The following is a 24127-nucleotide window of genomic DNA, read 5'->3' on the forward strand; positions in this document are numbered from 1 at the left end:
AATAACAGTTACCCCGAGTACCATTCTACCCGAGAGAGCGGACACTCTGGGATTTATTGGTGGTGCTTAAACTTAATCAGCGTGTTGAACCATTTCTCCTATTAAACCGCGTTCGGTAATTTCTATGGTTCCGCGTTTAACAACAACTAGAATGAGCGCGTCTAACACAAATAGTTTTAACAGAGTGGTAATATTTAGTACCCCGTGTAGGTCAATAACCTTGGAGGCCTGAAGAGGGGCCGGTTTATTTCCTCAATTGACGAAAAACACTTTCGGCAGAAGACCCACCTTAGTAACATGGATTAAAAAGCTAATCACGCCAAAACTACTACCAGAAACGACGATTTCGCCGACTTATAAAAGGGCTTCATCTTTAATAACTTCGTGTAGTAGTTGTTTTCGACCTACGCGGTAGTCCCTGACGGAATTTTTGACGACTTTACTAACGACGTCGAGCCTTTTTAGGATTTTTGTTTAATTTAGAGTTTCTTAATTAAGGACCGCGAGCACCGCCTCAAGTAACGCTATAATTGTAGGTAAGGAACGCAGAAGGACCGCAATAACGAGCAGTTGTTCAGTAAAAACCGTCATATCCACTTTGTGACTGGTAATGCCTACTGACGTAACTGGCTGCGAGAAAATACGGGCCCTATTAAAACAGCACAGTCTTTCAATGTCCTAATAGATGTAACTAGATACCTGAACTTGTAAATGAGATTGGATTTACGAGTTGGTATTGTAAGTTAGTTCCCTGTTAGTGTGATTCAATTCGAATAAGGGGGACTGGATACAAGGCGCTGGACAAGCTGTTTTGGTACCTTATATCGAAGCATCGCCCTAGGACGCCCTGCATCTGTCTCTCTTTTATATCCTTGTATAGAACTGAATCGGAGCGGGAAGTTCCCTTCGACAAGCCTTTTTTTAATTACCGTTAGAGTGTATTTTTTTCGTAAACCACCCAATGGGGAGTCATTAGCTCGTAAGCTAAATTAGCTAAAACGGAGGTGTGGAAAAAAAAATCGATATTACGTAGATCTACGATCATTATAAATTAAATCTTTAAACGGTTTTCTCTGAGGTGAGAGTTTAATTTATGATTCCACCTTTCCTACGCAGTTGCATTTATAAAACCTTGTCTGCCCTATGCTCCGGCTCAACCCGATAGTTTATAGTTGGGACTCAAACAAAACTTTAATCCGACCCGTCATCCTTCAAACGAATGGGTTTTTCGGTTTTCGTTTCATCAACAACCTTTTCTGTGGGCTTATAGACCGATATACGACCTCAGACGAGACGTTCGTCCTAATAGGCGTAGCCCCCAACTATATCGGAATAATCCAGGCTACGGATGGGGACCTTAACGAATAAAATGGGTCTGAGATTCTCGTCTGTATCCGTAACATTAATCACGAAGGGTATTAGTAAAACTTCTATTACCTTAATTTAAAAAAAGTAGTCTTCCTTCATTCAAAGGACTCTCATACCTCAAACGTTATCTTCGACTTAATCTCTTTTTTAACGTTTGACATGGAAGTCGAGTCAATCCATTTCGCTGAGCCTAAGTACTACGCCGCCCAGCGATGTAGCTTAAAACATTCAGGTGTTAAGGCAAGTCCAGAGCTAATTGGTTAAAGTTTTATCAGCAGCTAACACGGTTACCGCGTTGAATAGTATAACGTGGGTTACATAAAAGACTTAATCCGCGATTTCATTAAAGGTATCCTCATTTTGGACTACCAAAATTATAGTTAGTTTTAACACCGAGGTGTCGTGGACTCAATAATTCTTTATTTCAAGAACTACAACCACGACTACACCCATAACCAGACCTACCACTACCTCTATCCCAATAAAATCATCTGAGCGATCCGTTAGAACAATTACCACTAGTCTAATAAATGTAATAACGACTTCTGTCTATAGTTGCCCCACATGAGTTACCGCCTCACTATCCATGAAACTACTCATTAATATCAGAACTTGTTCGTGAATTTAGTAATCCATAGGGAAAAAATGCGAGAGTTCATCCTCTAGCTATGCAAGTCCTTTACGACTGTTTCTTTTTAACCTGTGAGCCGCCGCTTTGGAGACCAGTATAATAAACAAGGCTATTTCGGTCCTGTCCTCTGCCTTAATATTGGCGTAATGTTCAAGAAAACTAATACCAATACGTCTTATTTAGTGACGTACTCGACTGTGTTTCGGAAGTAAATAATGGCGTTTGAAATTAGTTAAATTTATGGTTATTGCGGTGCAATAACCATAGAGTAGGGCTTCAGTAAGTTCGTCAATTTTTAGACCTTTTCTGAAACTTTTCATTACCGGCTTATCACGAATCTGGAAGTCCGTGTCTTGTTTATAATGCTTAATACCAGCTTCCTTCGTTACTCAGATACTATTTATTAATACGCGTTTATAATACGCTAGATTATAGATTCTATCTATTTTCCCCCGATATCCCCCGTCAGTAGTCTTATGTACGCAGTCATGAGAGTTAGTCAATCACACAAGTCGGATTTATCGGGGGGCGGTTTTCAGCGTTTTTATTTCGGGACAAGTAGTTAATCTTTTAGTAAGTGAGCGACATTTCCATCGAGATCTAAATGACCGAGTTTGACTGATGGAACCCGACGTACTATGTATTTTCCAAGTAGACCTAGTCTGGTCGGTCGTTGTTTTTGTAGAACTAAGAATTAATATTGGAAAGCACGAGGTAGTTTTAAGTTCTGAACAACGGTACAATGAGGAAGCAGTCTTGAACTGGTTTCTGGTAATTAAAAGGTACAAGGACGGCAACGGTACAGTTGATTTATGTCAACGAACCCTAATGAGGTTAGTTGGCGTTTTAGGTCACCCATAAAGGTTATATTTAATGGATTTTGTCCCGGTCCGGGAACATGGAAGCCTCCAGAAGGGTTAACATAGGTTCATAAGCATAAAAATAACTCAAATATTTAAGGCCATATAAAATACTTTCCTAATAGACGTACAACGGTGTTAGCTAATGGACGTACTTAGCGTATTTGTAGTGGACAATGCCCCCTCTAAAATTATGAACCCTTTTAGTTTCTGGGAAAAACAAGACTACTCAGTTGTCTTCAACGATTTCCAAGTTTGGGTAGTAAATCGGAGACGGTTAACGACGGTGTTAGTTTTGACCGTTATTATGGAAATGGGTAACACGGACGTATGTACACCGTTCCACTGAAAAACTTTAGTTAGCGATTACAATTTATCCCTAAAACTATAAGCGATAGTAGTCCACTGTTAACAACGGTTAATTGGGGGCGTAGTAGTCTCTGTTTTTAAGGTGGTCCTCGTAGTAATAATTATAGGGGTATGGTTAGTAAGCCTTTTAGTACGGACCTACTTCGCCGTCGTTTCTCAACTAACCCTAAACGTCCTAATTTACGATATAGTATACATCACAAGTACAGTCCCTATAACGTGTATGCGGTACATTGGGGTACTAGATTTGAATTTTGTGTAGGTTATAGGCGATTAGGACGTTGTTAGTATAACGACAAACTCCCTAAAACAAAATATTTTTTTCGTGAATGTCCCAATTCGCGACAACTTCAGGTTTTTAACGAGAATGAGTGTAATAAGCAACGACCTGAATTAAAACATATACCTTTAAAGGTAACAAGAGGACGTAAGCACCTGTTAAATTTTTTCTTCAAACGTGATGGCCGATATTCTAAACCTAGTAATCCGCGATGGACTTTTAGTAATATAGGCGATAGGGTTTTCGGGTGTATCTCTGGATGGCCTAATCCTAACTAAAACGGGAGTGCTATTCGATAACTTAGCAGACATATCGCGACACAGGTTACTCTCGGTGATAGAAGGCAGTAGGTTTATCGTCGCGGAAGCGGTTATAAACTTAAGGGCCATTTTATTTATTATCTCCTTAATAAACCTGAGTACGCCTGTTTACAAGGTTGTCCAACACAAACGACTCTCTTGTGGAGAAGAAATCGACCAAATTACTTGTAAAAGAAAGAACGTAACAGACAAAAAAGTTGTGGTTGTTCTCAATTTGGAAACGACAGAAATGGGTAGCGGCGACGTCTATTTCTAAGTCTATTTTCCCCCCGATGAACACGACAAACGTCCAATTTAAATTTTTATGGACGTAAACAACGTACCATCTCACACAAGAATAGTTGGTAATTCCTACAATCTGACAGAACTAATCATTTTTCAGCACAGGTCCAAAAGGGTTCTAGCGCTGATTAATTATTTGGTCTGCATCAAGGTTGTGGATGGTAAAAATTCAGTAGTAACCTCTTTTTGGTTATAAATTAGGAACATGAGAGTCGTTCCGTTAAGAGTCCTTTGTACAGGCGTTCACAGAAGTACCTAACGGTACTGAATGGAGACAGATTTGACTAAACACCTAATGTAGGAGGACTACGGGTTATATTAGGTGGACTCAATAGTTTGGGGTATACTGAAACTACTAAGTTTAGTTGTAATTTCCGATAAAAAAAGGCTGATTATCCCCAGGTTCATCACGGATTTAGTTTTCTAAGTATCTGATCGGGGTATAGTGACGGTTATATATGTACCGGACCTCTTTCTCCTAGTTTCGATTAAGGTGGGACACGAGGGGGCGGAGGTTAAGGTTATGGTTAATGTCTACGTATACTAACAACCCAGTCTTACTTACGATTTTATTAAAAATTTTTAAAGTACGAGTAGGAATTCTAACACATTGGCTAACACGTGTCCCGAAGCAATGTACAAAGTAACTATAGTTTAAAGGTATAAATTATATTGACTTAATGCATAAAAAACCGCCTCTATAAGTCGTTTAAATCCTTGTATAGCCAGGTTTGCCGACCAAAGAAATATTTCGAGTAGATACTCAGCACCCATGAACTTTAGTAAGTACTGTGTTGGCTAATTCACTCACGGTTAAAAAAAGTAAAGGAGGTGACAAAGGAGATGGCGAAGAAATCAGCATTGTGGTCTTTCTTGTTATTCCTGACAACGTAATCGACGGAGCGAATTTATAGACCAACTTTAGCATACACCAACTATAAATAATTTCGTCACTGTTAGCTACTACTAATTTAGTTTAACAAGGAAATTAAATAATTTCTTTAGTAAGTTACAAAGAAAAAGTTAGTTCGACTCGAGCTTTCCCGCACCGGGTCCTTCCCCGTAATACATTTTTGGAAGAACCAGTGACATAAACTACAATAGTGTTCGAACGAGGTTTTATGACGGAACCCAACGAAACTTAAGTTCTAAGTTAACGAATGAGTTGCTCCATAACATTAAAGGTTTTAGTGTTATTTCTTGAAATGCTGGTTTCCGACATCGTCGGGCACGATGCCGTGACCGATACCACCATTAAGGAAGTCATTTATTTCCGCTCCATTTCGTTTATCAAAATGAAAGTACTCGGTTTTAAAGTTATATTTCGAATAATTAGCGGAATGACGAAAAACGATTAACGCAGTATTAAAGTCACTCGGATCACTTATCTATTGTTCTCGTTGTAAACGTTGTAAAACGTTCTTAACTCACTTAACAAAAGATATTAGAAGTAGTAACAACCCATGTATTTATTGTAGTGGGAGTGCTTATCGTCCATTGTAGGACTATAGCGGACAAAAACTTTTAAAATTATTTAGTTTCTGTGAGCGGAAGCGAAGGTCAGGTCATGGGTATAACTGTTAATTTTAAAAGCTTTGGTTGCGGCTTAACCAACCCGGTGGGCGTCGACGTTCATTTAGGTCTTAGCAGTCTAGTGATCATTTTGCTATTGCTGGTCCTAAAAATTGAAGAGGATTTTGAAATTGGTGTACGAACCATAATTAAAGTTGTCGTAGCAATGAAAACCCCCCTTCTATTTAGCGTAGGGGTCCATTGTGAAACCCATAATTAAGGCTTAGCGGACAAACTTTCATATTGCGTTCTAAGTGTACATGGTGAACGCCCATTTATGGGACGGATAGTTAATGTACATGTAGCGCATTTAGGCGAAAACCGCACCCTGGTAGGCGACGACTATTTTATAGTTCTTTTAAGTCGACTAATGATTTAAACATTGCGGGGCCAAAAGGTTGAAGTGGTTTTTATATTTATGATAAGAAAAATAGTTAGACCCAGGTGTAGCGAAATAATAGTTATCCACTAACTCCTTCGAGCCCTTGAACATACCATATCGGACGGAATTAATGACCGTGTCTTCTATTGAGTGGCGGAAAAAGTCTTTTGAATGCGTTTAGTTTTGCAAAACATTAGTTGGCAGGGAAGAATAGTACGAGTAACGATTATTATGCCTACAACCGTTACAGACGTACCAGACAGCCGGGGGGTCGCACCCGATTTTCTAGCTAATTTGAGTAAAGTAGTCTGGTAAGTTTAGCAGGCCCAACAAAGTGGCGCGGGTAGTGGAAATGTCGAGCAGGTCCCCGATCTGAATTGGTGGGAGCGAGAAGAAGACGTGAAAAGACTCCTTGTATTTAGTGTAGTGGTCGAAGATATAATCCATTACAAAAAAATCCTTCAGGAAGATGTATTCGAACGTATAGTTTTTGTTGTTAGGGTGGTAAAAAAGAATACTATGCTTAAAATCTTCCTAGACGCATAACTAGACCCGGAGGACGTAACCGATTACGTAGGTCTTTACATCTGAAAAATGGGTCAAGTATCCGGGGTCCAAAAACTTGAACGGGGTATTGTATCTGGTGGCCGACAGGGCTGAAATGGACGAGTCATTGGTGCCCTTGTTTTTATCACCGCGGTTATGATTATCCTCCGTATAAAAAACTAAAAGGCGATAGGTACATGAGAAAATTTAATTTTCAGTGACTTCGGAACAGTAGTTATTAAAATTAAACTAGTCCGCGTCGTATCACTCAACCAGGAGGTCGGTTTTCGTCTATTAGATGACCACTTATAAACCCTAATATACGTATACGTGGCCCGAACTTATGAAGAGGTTTTTAAAATTATCGAAAAAAGTACAGGTTTCCCTATCATAGGTAAAGACCGTGTTTTTGCCATATTGGTGGAAATTCAAGACCATTAGGGAGTCGAGGGTGGGGAAATCGTTCCCGAAAGAAATCTAATTTCTGATTACCGCCAAAACATAACAGTAACGGATATTAAAATTGTAACCGGCATAGGCGTAAAACTCAACCGGGGGGTTGTAATCGGTAATTTAGATTTTATCTGTAAAGTAGCCGGGTGAGCATAGAGGGTCCGGCGAGCTGACGTGGGTATTGAAATTAGCGTGCAAATCCTCGTTATACTTCGGTACTAAAAAGTAAGTTTAGACAAAACTCACCTTTTATTTATTGTAGGGGACGAACTTCATAACCTTCGAAACGCCTCGAGTTAGGTAGCCATTTACGGACGTACAGTTTTTTCGATTGGCACGGTAATCATACTTATTACGCCTAAAATGCACAAAGGCGTATTAATAGGCCGGGGGGGCGTAATCGCTATCGTAGGTATTTGCAACTACTGAATTCCTCAAGTATACGTGGACCAAAAACATGAACAGGGTAGTGTATTTGGCAAACTCGTGGACGAACGTAAACCGAACATCGGTGTCCTTGTTTTTATCATCGGGGAAATAACTAATATCCTTATACCGAACTAAATCGTCAGAGATCTATTAGGAAATTTAACTTGTGTTGTCTTCAAAGTACTAGTTCTTGGAACTGGACAAGTCCTCGTCGTATTACCCATTAAGGGGGTCGATTTTCGTTTATCAGCTGATGTAATATAAAGCCTAATATCCATATTCGGGGGCCAAACTTATGGAGAGGATTATAGAATTGCCTGACTAAATACAAATTTCCACATGACCGTTCAAGGCCATGATGTTGACACAGTGGCCGGAATTCAAACCCATTAGGAAAACGTGGTTACGGGCATCGTTAGTAGACGAAATTCAATTTAAGTTGACCCCGTTGTAATGACAGTAATGAGTGCTATGCCTATACGCGACATAGTCGTAGAAACCAACCCGGCGGTTGTAATCTTTAATTTAGGTATTAGCTGTAAAGTAGTCGGGTCAGTATAGCAGGCCCAAAGACTTGGCGTGGTTATTAAAATTAACGTGCTAACCCCCGGCATAATTCGGTACTAAAGAGTAAGTCTAGGCGAAAATACCCTTTTATTTAGTGTAGGGGGTTTACGTTTTGTCCATCAAAACGACGACACTCGGGGAGCCATTTCCGGACTTCCAGCTTTAGAAGTCAGCAAGGTAGTAATACTTACTATGCTTAAAATGCACAAAGACGTATAACTAGGCCGGGGGGACGTAACCGGTGCCGTAGGTACTTGCATCGTAAGAACGGTTCAAGTATTCAGGGACCAAAAACGTGAACAGGGTAATGTATTTAACACCAACTCGGCCCGAAACGTCAAAGTGAACAAACACCTTATTTTTAACATCGCGGTGGCGATTCTCGTCCTTACTCAAAAAATAACGGACACAAATTTATAAGTGAGTACAATTTTTGCCTACGTCAACGTAACAATTACTAAAATTAAACACAACATAGGCGATTTATCCAACATGGGGGTCGGAACTCTTCTATTAGTTCATGACTTTTAACTCTTAATATACGTATGTGTGGGCCGAATCAATGACGGGGTTTTTAAAACTACCTCAGAAAGTCCCATCGTTGTAGTTATAGAACAAACCCATGATTTATTGCTAATAGATGGAAGTGTAATGAGTGCTCAACACTCGAGCCGTGTTTTTAGAGTAGTGAGCGAGATTCGCTCGCGTCTTATCTCAATAAGGGTCTCAGTTCTATAAAAAATATTAGTTATTGTCACTGAAAAGGTAATGCTGCCTCGACTTAAACTAAGTAAACACGGGGTAGTTCGTTCAGGGGACGAAAAGCATAACGTTAAACTTATAACCGTAAACGGCCGTGTTCTATAACGGGTCCTAAAACTTGGTATGGTTCCTGGACTTGTATTTAGAGCAGTGAGAAAGACCTTTACGAATTCAGTAATCGTAAAAATATTTAGCACGCATTGAATAAGTGATGATTGTTAGCGTTTGACCTATCTCAAACAGGAACCGTTAACTTAACGGGTTGTAGCCCATTAACCTATACCGGAACACCTAGTTATGCTTGAAGAAAACTTTCGCAACGTAAAGGTATTTCACTTTTTGGTTCTTCTAATGGACCCATGTCAACAAGTAGACGAAGTCGACGTTTTTGTCATCACTACGAGTTTGTCTTTTCGTTATTTATAGCTTAGTTTGCAAACCAGTAACTTAGGAGCGGAAGTTATAAACGGTTATAACTAGCAAAAATTCGAATCCCGTGGGAAATTGAAGGACCTCACCGGTTTCTTAAGAATATAATAAAAGATCATTTAAGTATAGTGCAGCTCGCCTATGGTTGTTTGGGCGCTGTTAAAGAACCCGCTAAACGACACGGTTCTCCAAGTAAAGTTGGTACGCACGACCTATTGTTGCGGTTTGAAATGAGACCTTATTAACTAATTCAACGCGTGCATTTCCTGGTATAAAGACCTATAGACCGGCTATGCTATTTACGCCTAAAACTTTTCCTATTACATAATTCATTATCACACGGCGTATAGGAGGTCATCTTCCACCGCCTATACTTCACGTTGGATCTTCTGTATGGTATTTCTTTTCGTCCGGGTCTAATTTTATGGTAAATTAACCTATAGCCATTCAGTAACAGAAACGCAGGAATTGGTAATGAGTATAAAGGACGAGTTTTAAAGATCTCTCAGACATAGGACGCCATAATGTTTACCGAAATTTTTAGGTAGCTCTTGCAAGGGATAGTTTGATGCTCTGTAGTGGTTATTTTTATTACTATAAATTTCCTATATTATGCAAAAGATCCCTGAAAAAGGTTTATTTTAGTACTACTAGCAAAACGAATTATATATGTATAGACAAAATTTGGTATAGGTCCCGAATCAGTTTATTCAACGTATTCGTACTAGCTTACGGTGAAAAGAAAAATGCAGGAGTTAACAAGATAGTATTACTGTTGACTGAACACGTTCTGGTCAATTGGGACCCGCGTGGGGTTTATCAGCGAGAACTATTTTTCCCTATAAAAATTGCTATATTCCTTTATCGCTTCCAGCAAGACCCGCTCCTGGTTAGTTACTGTATAGAGGAAATTCTTATAATTATTGAACACCCTCGAGTAGTTCTACTCAAAATGCGTATTTTATCGGTTTTGCTTTATGAGAACCTAGTAAAAACGAACAGGTTGCTGCTACAGATTTTGCTCATAATTACAAGTAACAAGATTTGAACATGTTTATTTTGTAGAAACAAACAAAAAGTAATGATTCGGGTTGTGCGTTAACAAATATTTTTTATCCCGGTCCCCTTTTTTGAAATTATTAATAGCGTTGGTTACCCGGTTATGTTTCGTCATCGTTGTTAGGACAGTTGCGTTTTTGAAATAGGCATTTGGTAAAGGGATACATTTGTTATCCTACCTACATCATCACGGAATGACGAAATAACCTAGCAAAGGTTGCGGGGCAGGATAATTCGAATTTTTTTATTTTGGTCGGATTTTCGTAACGGTTTACAGGTATTTATTTTATTGACCATTAGAGGCACTAGAACCAAAACATCTCTTACAATCTGTTTGTTGACTTTATTTTTTCTTAGACCGGATAATTTTTTTAATTTTTATACTTACTTAGTACTCGATTTATATGTAACGACTACTTATCCTTATAATTGTTGGTTCCGTATTTATAAGCCTCATGAAATGTTGATTTCTTGTAGGTCCGTTGGGTTGGAACCGACCCACTATTTTCGGATTTTTCGTTCTTTTGAACAACTTATAAGGGTCGTCGGTCCGCTTAGGCGGCAACTTTTTATTAAAGGTAACAACTTTAAAGTAAAAGATGTCTGCGTGTCCTTCCTAGTATTTGGGGGGTTATGGAGAAAGACTCGTATTTTGAGAAGGTGCGGACTAAATAGGAAGCCTACGAGAACCATTGTTTTAAAAAATAGCAATGAAATTACTTAAATAAAAATATAGAGACAAATGAGAAAAACAATTATCTGTTTCTGTAGAATGGCTCTAGAAATCCTCATATCCAAACACGTTATTGAACGTCCCCTTAATGTTTTAGAAGTAATTAACATAATCCTCCTTAAAAAAAGGTTTCATTAAACGCTTCTCGTATAGGTCAAGGTACTATCGGTTAGCCACACGGGTTGAAGCTAAGAAATCGGAAATTTAGTAAAACTATAACGGTTATTATAAAAAGAGGAAGGTGAAGAAAAAAAGCATCGAATATTGAGCACGTTATCTGCGGATGAACTCCTAATAATTTTATTCGTAATCGAAAGAAATCATGTAATGCTCTATCTCAACGACTTTGTAGTCTTTTTTTCTATTATTTTAGTAGTAGTTAAAATCCTTATTAAACCAATTTGGTTCGTTGAAAAGGGACTAACCAACCACTACTTTTTTAAAAATAAAAATTAACCCCTATAAAAAAATATCGGCGAACCCGGACTAAACGACAAAATAGCTGTGACGGTAGTAGTTCGTTGGTTTGAAGTATCACTAGCCGTCCTATCCTATAAAAACGGTTTAAGCGATAAAAAAATCGTTATATAAAACGAAGTAACATGTATCCTTATTATTTTTATTTAACCACGTCGCCGTCCAAAAAAGGACATACTTAAACGAAAGCACAAAAACGTTATTTCCACTCATTATTGCCCATCGGTTACACTACTATCTTCTCTTCCTTTTCTGTATATCGCTTGCAAAATTGTGGGTATAAAAAGAGAGTTTTCAATAAGAAAATTACGCCCATTTTATAAGATAAAAACGTGTTAGACAGAAATACTTATAGAACCAATTTAAAGAACTTAATCTGTTTTAATGTGATTTAATGTTAATTCATATTAAATTATTTAAATTTTCACAGCTACAAAAAAAGATCTTAACTGTGAAAGAAGTTTTCGTATAAGAAGAGTAATTAAATAAGATATTAGTCTTAATCCCAGGCGTAAATAATGTGCTACATTTGTAGTACTCATAAAGTCAATTTATAAAACTATTGTTGTAGAATTAATTCTAAAGCCCACGAAAATTATGTCGCTGCTCGCACGTACGTGTTGGGTAAAAATTACTTAATTAGCTCGTATAACTATCTTTATAGTAGCAACTAAATTCGTTTCGGTGTTCTTAACTGTGTAGCCCTTAACCGCGAGAACATAAAAATAAGTTTGCTGACGCGTACCGACCAATACGTGATCTTAATTAGCCAAACGTACCCGTTGGTACCGCTTTCGATTTTAGTAACCCCGAATTAGTCTGCTACGATTAAGTGGGCTAGCATACTAAACGACTTATTAATAGTATTGCCTTGTAACTAACCCACACTGTTGTTGCGAGGTTATAGGCGTCTGTCATTACTCAATCAAATATAGCTACAACTCCTAGTTAATATAAATGTCTATCGACGACATCATTCTACTAGTAGAGTAGTTTTCTAAAATTAGAACTCTTGTGATACTTACGCTTATTTTGTGAATATCAGAAGCGTCTTCTGACCCCTGCTAAGGGTTCGTCGTGAGTCTCAGATTATTCACGGAACAATTTTGTTCTAACCGTGCAATGGACCTAATTAAGATAACCGAACGCATTTGGGTCAAACTCATAGAGAATGAAGTTTTCTTAAAATCTTTTTAATCGAGTTATGCAGGACCCTTTTTTTAGGTTCATAGCAAATAGAGAAGGACTTGTAGAATGACATTAAGTGGGAAACTAATAGGGGAAGTAACCGTTAAGTTATTAACTGTGTAATTTAACAAAGTAAGATTTTTTTGTTGAATTCGGACGGGATTTTTTTTACTTTGTTGGGTAATAAACCCATTGGAATGGGTCACGGATAGGTAAATATTTTTAAAAATTATTAACAGGTGAGCAAATAATAACAACACTACTAATAAGACGAAATCGTTTCGTAGGAGAAAGATTCGAACTAAAGAAACTCTTTGTTAATTAGCTCTTTCGTCGAGATTATAATCATTGTTCACGTCAAAATCGATTTTTTTACGGATTCTTGTTTTGTGTAATAGAGCTAGTACGGTAACTATAGCTCGAAAAATGATTTGGGATACGTGCTGGATTACTAAATGGTTGACCTTTCGGTTAACGTCCGAAGATACCTTCGGACACGTCAACCCAACTATAGTTAGATTAAATAGTCACGCGTTAAGCGAATTTTTTGACCTTAAAACAAAAGTAACCTGGATTTTTATAACTAAATTTTTTTAATCTTTGTAATTCATTAAAAAAAATAAATCCTGGATTCCGAATACGACTATAAGGACGGATAAGAGTTGTAACCCTACACCCTAACTAAGGTAAATAAATGTTAGTTGTTTAACGTCGTACGTTAGGTAATTGTAAATTTCTTATAGAAAGTCGTCCGTTCGGACAACAATGCTGCTTATAAGGACGAAACGTATAAATATTTTTTGTGTATATATAACGGTTTCTGTGGCTACTAAAGTAGTTACCTTATCATAGAAGGAATGTACTATTGTTTCTTCTTTAATCTTTTTTAGACCAGTTTCTAGTTTCAACCCTATTGTCTCGTAATCGAGATCTTCTTGTCAACGAACTAAACACGAGTAAGGTAACTTTTCCTCTAGCATAACTTTACCTTTAAGAGACATAGTACTCTCGGTGGAACTGCAACAGTTTTATGACCCTTTTAGTATTCTCGAAATCCGTACTTCTAATCTGATAATCAACTGAGCTTTGTATAACCACCATAACTTTATGTACAGTACTTAGAGACACTTCTTAATTGTTTCTCTTTTGTACTAACGTCGTAATAGAAACAAACACTAATAGGGTTATTACAAAATATATGAGAAACACTCTTTTTTTTGTAAGCGATAGTACCAACGTTTAGTATGTCTCGCGAGAAGGTAGATAATGAGTTTCTCGTTGGGCTACATTAAGTACGCGTACCGATATTTCGCTTGTATAATCGGGCGGATAAGCCTTATAAGTTATTTCGTAGATAACACTGTTGCAAAGTACGCCCACTTTTTGGCTATCCTTCCGAATAAAATATGTTAAAAGAGCTAGCAACCTCATCAAAAGAAAGTTTTTTGTAAACATAATTACGTCTCTAACGGTTTGCAGAAGGTTCATTTCGATTTTATTAAGGGTTAAAGCAACTGCAAGGTCTTGTGGGATTGGGTAATTCTTGCTGCTTTGGTAAAGTTTAAATAAAATAACCTTCTCATTCAGGACTTTTTCCAGGGTATGCGAAAACAGTCGACCGTCTTGTGTGTAGTAGACTAAAACTCACCGTATACCATCCGTGACCAGGGAATAACCTAGTCACAGCTTTATTCATAGTTTGTTTTCAAGTTAAAGTACCGTTACATCAACTATACCTCTCCTAGACCGGATTTCAACTGAATAACACATAGTGAAGCTCGATACTTCCTGATGGTAAGCAAAATGAACTTCGTTACAGCGCCCCGTATGGTCATCATAGTAAATTACACCCCCGACAATTTTTCCATAATAGTTTGTGGCCTAAATAATAACTTACGAAATTAGATTTCGTTTACGTTTTTGCGTAGTGAAGAATAAAAAATTTTTGTTAGCTTCTTGCAGTTTAGTAGCGTTGTTTTCTTTCTTCATCTTAGTATTTTTTAAAAAGGCGTAGTTAACAACATAGATTTTAACTTCGCAAAATGTTTCTTGTTTAGTCACGGTTAAACCTCATCGTTGTCCAAAATACAATATAAAAAACAGACTGCTAATTATGGTTTCAGTAAACTAACTGTTTCTATTTATAAAAAGTGAAGTTTATAGCGCGGGTTCCTCATCTCGTATTAATACTTTTTCCTTGATACCGAACAACAGAATAAACCGGATTCACGGACGTGTTTAAGTTTCTATTCAAGGCTGTCCCAAAAGAGATTACGGGTTCAAGAAATAGTTTTTTTTCTTGTTTCAAGAGTACTGTTTGTTCGCCGGAATGTTTACGGTTCAATAAAGTAACTTGAACTTATGCTTGTTCCTGTTTGTTTAGATTCAGGACGTGTTCATTTTTTTCATCTGCGCTACAACTTTTTCTAACAAATAGGACTACTTATATTTTATATGCGATCGAAACCGAGTTCACCACTTTTTTTAGTCCAGCAATTGGATCGCGGGCAAAAATTTGCACGTCTTCTATATTTTTCGTCTATATCATTTGCTCATTTTCTTTAATTCCAACGAATAAATTTTTTAGTTTTTGGACTAACACAAATATAGTCTGAAAATCGTATCCAGAGTGCCTTCTATTACTTTTTTACCTTCGTTATTGACTGTTGATAATACGCGAAATGTAGATAGAACTGCGGAAAACCGCCGCATCTATAAACTAACACTGCACATAAGAATAATGGGGTAAGGAACGAGAAAATTCGCGGTGTGAGAACGGGTTCTGAATATTTCGGTCATAAAGATAACGATAATTATTTTAACTTTGTGGCAGTGACTTTCTACATTCATCGTGGTAACTATAGTGAGTTGTTAAGCGCCCCCATTTTCGAATAGAATCGAGTGGCTCACAAAATCTTTTTTAACAACAACTTTGGTTAGAGCATGGACGTCTAAGGTCACTCTTTTGACAGGTTGTTCGTCGTCTACTCAATTTCTTTTTTGAGTTCTATTGAGATCAACCTCTTCTACACCATGTTTATCTAAACAGAGTTTTATGAGGATTAATAGACAGGTAATAAGATTTATGAAATCCATTATTTAATTAACTTGCGAATTTACGAGTCTTAAATTCGCAATGATTAAGTAGGAATTAGCAAAATCTTTTACTTGATTTTTTAGTTCTTCTTTGGTGATTATTTAGTTAACTACGTGATTTAGTAATATAGCTACGAGTACGCCTAGATTGGGGGCGGATAGCACTATATATAAAACGTGCAAATGCACTCTAATGTAGTCTTGATCCTCTCTTATTTTAGGTCATGTTATGGTGCGAGTGGCTCGTTTTTCTCGACATACCATACTAGCAATTTGACTTAGGAGTTTAACCCGTTTAACTTTTACGATAAGAACTTTTACTGTTATTTGATAAGCATTACGCTGAATGAATATGTCTGTTAAAAGGACCACAGTTTCGTGAGTAAGTTGAACCTCTTAGTGACTCTCGACTCGCGCTGTTCAACATATTTGTTATAGTTTTATATCTGCTGTTGTGGTAGGTCCGTAATACCTTATACCGATAACAGGGCGGATTATTATTTTTACCTGTCGGGTTGGGTTGAAATTGGAGTGTTAATCTTTTTAATGCGTTATACGTTGAATTTTGATTTCCCGACAGAGTTGTTTAATTACTAAATTGGTTAGTCGTTTTTCTGTATTTATTTTTTAATTCTGAGTATCTATGATGGTCGTTTTGATATTGTTTTGATTTAGTTTGTCATTTTTTATTAGTTTTGCGGATATTGCTAGAAAATTGGGCAATATTAGACAATTTTTACTGTGAGTTAAATTTATTTTGATTACCCAGATCTTCGCGAGTTTAACAGCGAATAGGTGTTTTTGGGTATTTTAGTGAACGTTCTGGTGGAAATAAAAAGAAACACTAACCATAAAAGAGACCTTAAAAAGAACCTAAACCGGAACGTTATTATAAACTCAAATACCTATTGTGCCATGCAGCATCTGCGCTATAGCTTCGTTATCCGCTACATTTTCAATAGACAGCACACCTTTGCAATCGTACTCGCTACCAGAGCATTCGAAGCTCGCGAAATCTTGTACGAGAGTAAATATCTCCCTTATGTACTTTTAGGAAGTATATTAGGTCTCTGAATTTATACCACCGAATCTCGTAGAGCAAAAAAGTTACAATACGGTACTACAATTTTTACATATGTAAGATCGCGAGCTTCTAGGTAGGCTTCTCAGTAAAGCGGTTACCGGTTTTAATTTTCTTATGGTTTTGTTAAATAAGAAACGCCTATTTTGTTTCCCCAAATCGAATTTTTGGCACTTAAAATAATTTCTGTAGACAGCGTGAAATTCGTAAAGTCACTAAGTGTGTGTAGTAGAACCAGGTAATTAGATACCAACAAATCGTTGGAGAGTCGCACGTAGCTATTTCGTATAGGTATGTCTTGTGCTATATACCGTAAATGTTGTGATGTTTCTAACCAATTAAGTTATAAAAAATAAATTGACCTTTTTTGTTTAAGTAAATCAGCGACAAAGTTTTCTATATATATGTGTTAATTTTTCAATAAAAGGATTTTACCTATATTCGTGATAAGGATTACGGCATCTATGCGCAAAAAAATATGGTCCTTTAGTTTGTTTACGAGCGTTTATGAAGTTCAACGGACTCTCGAGTTGTTAGTAACCATCACGCCCTGCGGAACTTTGTCAGTTTCCTGTATAGATAAATTAGCTTCGGTATGCAGAATACGGTAATTTAATAAAGAACCATTAACGTCCATAACCGTCAAATATAGTCTGAGAAAATTGAGTGTAAGTCTGTGAGCTGAATAGTCTATCTTATACAGATAACCCATACCAACTCGGATACTTAAATAAAATAGTCCGAACACTATAAAAAACAGAGGGAAGTGACTTGCTTCCCTACGGTGAAAGAAACAATCTTCGGGTTCGGACATCACAAGGCCAGCATACGTCATTACAACCTCCGACACGACTCCTTCAACTAGGCCTTAGCCCAAATAACTATGGAAGAGTTTTGGGATTTCGTTAGCGGCTCCGGACGTACTTTTAGTTGGTTTTTTGACTTTTCGGAGCGCTCATATAAGAATTTTTAAAGTCAAAACTATGAGATTATTTGGTAATAATAGTTGAGATACATTTTCAAATCTACATAGGAAAAACCTCATCTCGATTTTCTCAATTTAAATATTACTTATTTGTTAGACTTTTATATTTTTATTCATCGTAGCGTTTAAATAATAAAGAAAAAGAAAACCGTTATTAAAAGATAGATTGAATGTTTATATACCAAGGGCGCCTTCTACGTTAGTATAATATGCTAATGCGTTTTTTGGAAAGGTACTCTCCCTAGTAATGAATATCGTTAAGCAGGATGGGTTAACTTCCTCGATGTCTAAAAGAAACCTACCACTAAGATCGACAAAACTTTTTTCATGTATATCTACTTAAACTTAGTCGTAATTAAGACTTGATAAACCCCCATACAGATTAAAAAATAACATACTTTTTCGCGCTAAAGGGAGAATAAGATTATTAATACCCTTATAATCCATGCGGAATGAATATAAGACGAAATTATCCAAAATCATGTGAAAAAATAAGTCGATATATACAAACGCGTAATATAAAACAAAATGATTCTTTCAGACTTACAATAAAAAAATAAAAATAAGAAACAAATTAAGCAGGACTACCCCAATAAACCCCTTAACCTGAGTATAAAGAAGTATATATGAACCGTCTTTCATTGAAATTCGATTTCCTACTAAATAAATTTAAAAATTAAATAAACTAATAGGGTCCGAATAAGATAAAACCTACCGCTCAAACCATAAAACGTCTTACCGAAGGGAACGGAAAAGAACATTTTTCGAGTTCAGTTTCTCTAATACCCTAGAAAAAAAATCTGAGAAATTTTTACTATGTTATAGGAAACTAAGGCTACAATTAATGTCATAAAAAAAACTTTTCATTTTTAGTTATATAATTTTCTTATAAAAATAATAAAAAATAAGGTTATTATAAAAAATCAACATACGTAGATCTTGTTTTATTACCATTAGCAAAAAATCGGGGTTACAAAAAACCAAGTAATTACGAGTAACGTCTTTTTTTTCTTCGTTACCGTTCAACCCGTAAGTAACATTGAAGCGAAAATATACCATAATTTAATTGAAAAACCTGAAAAAACTCAAAATAACTACATTTACTAATATTACTTTTGTAGTAATTAAACAGATTTTCGAACAGTTTTAAGGTACCATCCTACGAATGATGTCTTCGACCTGCTAATTCAATAATAAGATTAACCCTATGACTCCTATCAACCCCAGATTTATGTGGATCTATACGTGTATCCGAATATTTATGTAACCTAGAAATGTTGCCCGTAATATTAAATTAACAGCGAGTAACAGGGTATAGTTACGATCTATCACCGTATTATTTTTGAATAAAATAACTTCTTTCCCGTACCCTTTTAGTTACAGCACATAATTGAAGTATATAAGAAAGACTTTCTATACTATAGATAAATCAAGGTAAATATGTACCTGTTAATGAATCGTTAGTCGAAGAGGTTAATGATTTAAATTTAGTAGTGTTTCTTTTTACGGCTGCAATACTATATATGCGATAACGTTTTCTGAAGTTCATATTACGCCTACATTTCTTTTATTATTATTTAAAACTCCCGTAAGGGATATCGAGTTTATCTTCATCGCTAGAAACGTTAAAAATCGGGATAACAAGCTAATTTAAGGGGAAAAGAACGTATACTTTTTGGTTTACTTTTTCTACTGAACTGTCGTTAGCTACAATTATTTTTTAAAAAACTAATAGATACATACGCGAGAGATCGTTCCACAGGCTGTTTAGTCCCGTCCTAGTCGGAAGCACACCACTGAACTAATTCACAGTAACTTTTGTTCAATCTTTAAACTTAAGAATCGCTCGAATTGAAAAATTCTCATGTCGGTTTCCTCCTTATTTAAAATTTATTATACGATATCGTTAATCTTTCTTGGTGTTAGGGGGGGGTGTTTATTATATACGCCACCGCGAGGGGTATTTGGTTTATGAACTAACCGTTTATCGTATTTGTTGCTATTTTTCCGAATTAGAATTTATAGCTATTCCATTTATATTAAGAAAAACCGACTTTATTTTTTTATATTCGGTAGAATTTTTCTCGTGACTTGTGTTTTACATTTCGCGGGGGGTTTGTACGGTATTGCCCTACTTTTTTATTTTAGGCTAGTGGCAATTATGTCGTTAGTATAATAATTAGTTGTATTAAAAAAAACAAAAAAGATTTTTATTAGGGTGCGAGTAATATAGAGGTCGTTAAAAGTTACCTTTTTGTTTTCGCGTGTCTCCATTTATGTTTTATCGTAGGACCATTAAAAATCTTTACTTATTTACTTATTTATTTGAAGGTGGATTTCACTGTCTTTTCCGTGTATAGTAAGGGTTTTAGTGCGGTTCGAGACAACAAAAACGTGTTATTAGTGCTGCTAATTACATAAATTTCGCAAAACCTATGGTGGTGTAGCACTTACCAACATACTCTTTTTAGCAATGGTAACGTTTGAAATATCGGTTTCGTTTAAACCGGTAAAGTCGGCGAGGATATCGTATTGGTTCGGTGGTCTATAGGTTACTGTACTAATGTTTTAGTGGATTAGGACGTTTTTAATTTCCTTGAGGCATTTTTTTATTTGCGAAAACTTATAATTCTAGCTGAACACTATTGGGAAAATTAACTCAACCTTCTTTTATATTTTTTAAATTACATAATCTTTGATGCCTTTGTTTGTATTACGGACAGTGAGGTATTGGTCGTATATTGTGATAGTCTTGCTCAGGTCGAACTTATTTACAAGATTAATTTAACTAGGTTTGTTTTCGGTTACGTAAAAGAACCTCGGATTCGGTTAGTTCAACCTAGCGATTTTATAACGAACCCTAGTACTCATTTCGATTTATTTACTAAACGGTTATTAAGCATAATGGTCCTTCGTATCTCGAATAAACTGAACGTTTATTTTAGTAACCTTACGTATTCTTCTTTGACGAACTCTTTTGGTCTTTAGGTCGTAAATTCGTTTATGACAGGTATCGAACAAAACAACTGCGATGTGGAGGTTTTGCTTTCTAACGTAGTGGGACAGGTTCTGTTTTTTACCACTCGTTTTATAATTATTTGCAAACATTTTAAAGGTTCCAAGGTATAAGTCGTCCTGAATTATAAGAACAGTATTAACCGTCGTATTTATAACGTTGTTCGAAGCGTTATTGTTCTGGATAAGGTATTATCTTCTAGACGAAGTAGATCGGAAAGGATGTCATAGTGGCTAGCAACATAACTACGAAACACGGTTACGTTATCAGTCTCGTTTTTTTTACATTTTTCCGGTTCATTTGGGAACCCAATCTTTTCATGAACTTTATGTTTTTGGTTATTCAGGCCTTATGTTAGGAGCACGGTTTTAACCTATTTATCAAAAAACGAGTTTAACGCTGTCTACGAAAAGACATTATATATGTTATAAAAATACGCGTCAAAAATAACGTCTTTACTACGTCGTTTATATATTTTAATTTGGATATTTTGGTCTAAGACGTTCGTGGGGCTTGGTTGATGATACGTGCCGCACAACAACCAACAGGGTATGTTCTCGTATTAATATTATTAACAGATCTTTGGGTAACTATGGTTGTGGTTTTTGTCCTACTACATAACGGTATAATTGCCGTCAAAGGGTCCGTATTTAAGCGGGGTACCGGCTAAGTAGTTCACAGGGACCGAGCTATGGAGGTTGTGCCTGTTTATTTGATGACTATTTGTTTATCTTATCTTCGTAGTATTTTTATCAATTTTTTTAATGATTACTAAACCCGAAATAAACTACACATCGTTTTATTGATTGCTATTGTTAATTACGGTAATTAGGCGGTGCTGAAACTCAAAGTTTTTATCGAGGTTATTGTTACTAACGGGGTTTTTTTGGTTACTTAGAATAATCTTTCCTTGATCTACTCGACTGCTGGTATGATGTTGTTTTTGATTTTCCTTTATTATCACAATTTCGATTTAGTAAACCCAGACGTTAACGTCTCATTGGGGGTTCTCAACGAGAATGATGAAGGTGTTCTACAAACGGGAGTCGTTTTATTATTACACAGTTGTTTCTCTCTCTTTATGGTGAATTATGTTAATTTTTGTGTTAATTGAATATACGAAAAAGCGAACAGTGGCAGGTACAATAGTATTTTTTTTGTTACTTTTAAAATTACATACATAGGAAGGTCATCGGTTTACTTCAAACCTCCGATATTCGGTTATGGTATGAGCACGATTGGGTATGTTTCTTCTCGTATTTTATCCAGTAAAGAGATGCGGTTATTTAAAAATGAGCGGGATTAACTCGTAACTATGAATTCGATTCATACGGATTTTAACGTTTTTAATTACCGTCTACTTCACTTATTTCAGGACCCTATTAGAGTACTTTCGCTTTATTTGTATTATATTTTTTGTCATACGGTTTGTTCATTCCTATACGCTTTCTTTTTTGGTTGTAGTACTATGGCTTACCCCGATTTTATTTCGGTATACATCATAAGTTTCTCTCCTATTTATAATTTGACCGATGCGGTTATCGCTGATTACTAACAGGATTGGCAAGTAAACAGGTAGCTAATTAGTACAAATTTAAAGTGTGATTTTATGAAGATTGCATCTCATGAGGAGACTGATCTTTTTAAGAGAATACAATATCTTCAGCACATTCAACCTTTATTTTAAGAATAAAAGTACTATCGTGTTCTATCTAGGTTATGTAGTTAAATTGCCTAACTAAAAAGAGCGATAACAAACCGTACGTTGTTTCTGACGACGATAGAATCATTATATTACTGTCCATTTATGAATTCCCTGATATATACTTTGAAAATCACTGTCCTCGTTGACCGATATATCCGTCAGTAAAAACGCATAGTCGAGAAGTTTTAGTGATACTAAATCATTACCAACTACTAAACAGTTTATCGAGGTATTTTTGTGATTTGCGCTAGCTTTGCAACTGGGTTTCTTTTACATTAAAACATGTTGAGCTAAATACACTACTTCTTAGCCACCTAGCTAAATAATCATTTTTGGTTCTGTAACTACAACAGCAAGTAGAACGTCGATTTTTTTTACATATACTAAGTTATGTATTGGGCGACTTAATAATGTCTCTATTACAGTATCGCTCAAAAAAGAATAACTTCCGTAATGTTTTTTTATTATAGTTATTTAAAGATAAAAGAAGATGTCGACGACAAATATATCTACGCCCACTATTTGACATATTTCTCTGTAAGGGGCATACATTAGGTAGGAGAGGAATATCAGTAAGTTTCAAGTACAAACTTTGCTACGATTTACTGATAACGGCACGACTTTTTTTTAAAAGTCGTTATAGCAATGCGATAAAATTGCACCGACCTCGTGTAGGGAGACGTAACGAACCGCTTAGTAATAATTTGTCAAGCCCATATAAAGGGCTCGACGAATTTCATCGTTGATTTGCTTTTTTTATAAATCTATAGATACCATTACTGATGGGGTGGGGACTACCATGTCGTTAATCTCTAATATAAGTACAATACCTAGACTAAGTCCCTGTAGACCTACGAAATTTGATAAACCTGTTAGTAAGTCCCAAACTACATAAATTAGATCCTGCACCGCTCCCGACAAGGCAAAACTTAAACCAGTTGTGAGACCTTTTACTTGAAGTACGATTCTAGGGTATAGTAAAATTTGGTGCGGCAGCTCCTCTAAACACGAGACAATAACGGCTAGGTTGGTTTCGGTTGGCTAATAATCCAACCGTACGGTTTATATGATATTTTCTATAATAAGTACTACGAACCGTTATAAGTTCGTGTGGAGTAAAAATTTACGAAGTGGATAAAACGTATAAAGGATCTTTTTTGATTTGAGTTACATATTTCGCCGTATTTTATACCCAATGTAAGTAATCTACCTCATAGTTTTTAACTTTTTCCTCAAACAGTATGAAATACTTCGTACCTTGTTTAGTACTATCTTTAGTAAGTACTAAATTTACTTAATTTTAGAAACCGGAGTTCGACCTTACTTAATCGGTTTGCTAAGTTTAGAGGGAATAATGAATTAGTCACCAAGTGACGTACACGTCGCTGAATAGTTGGACTTGTCGACGTTAAATAACAGTCATTTAGTTTATTACTTTAGCTACGTTAACGTGACGAACAAAATCACTTTTCAGTACCGTATGTTACTTTGGATACGTTTTATAAGAGGTCCTCATGAAGAACCTATACTTCGCTAT

The sequence above is a fragment of the Legionella qingyii genome (assembly GCF_003184185.1).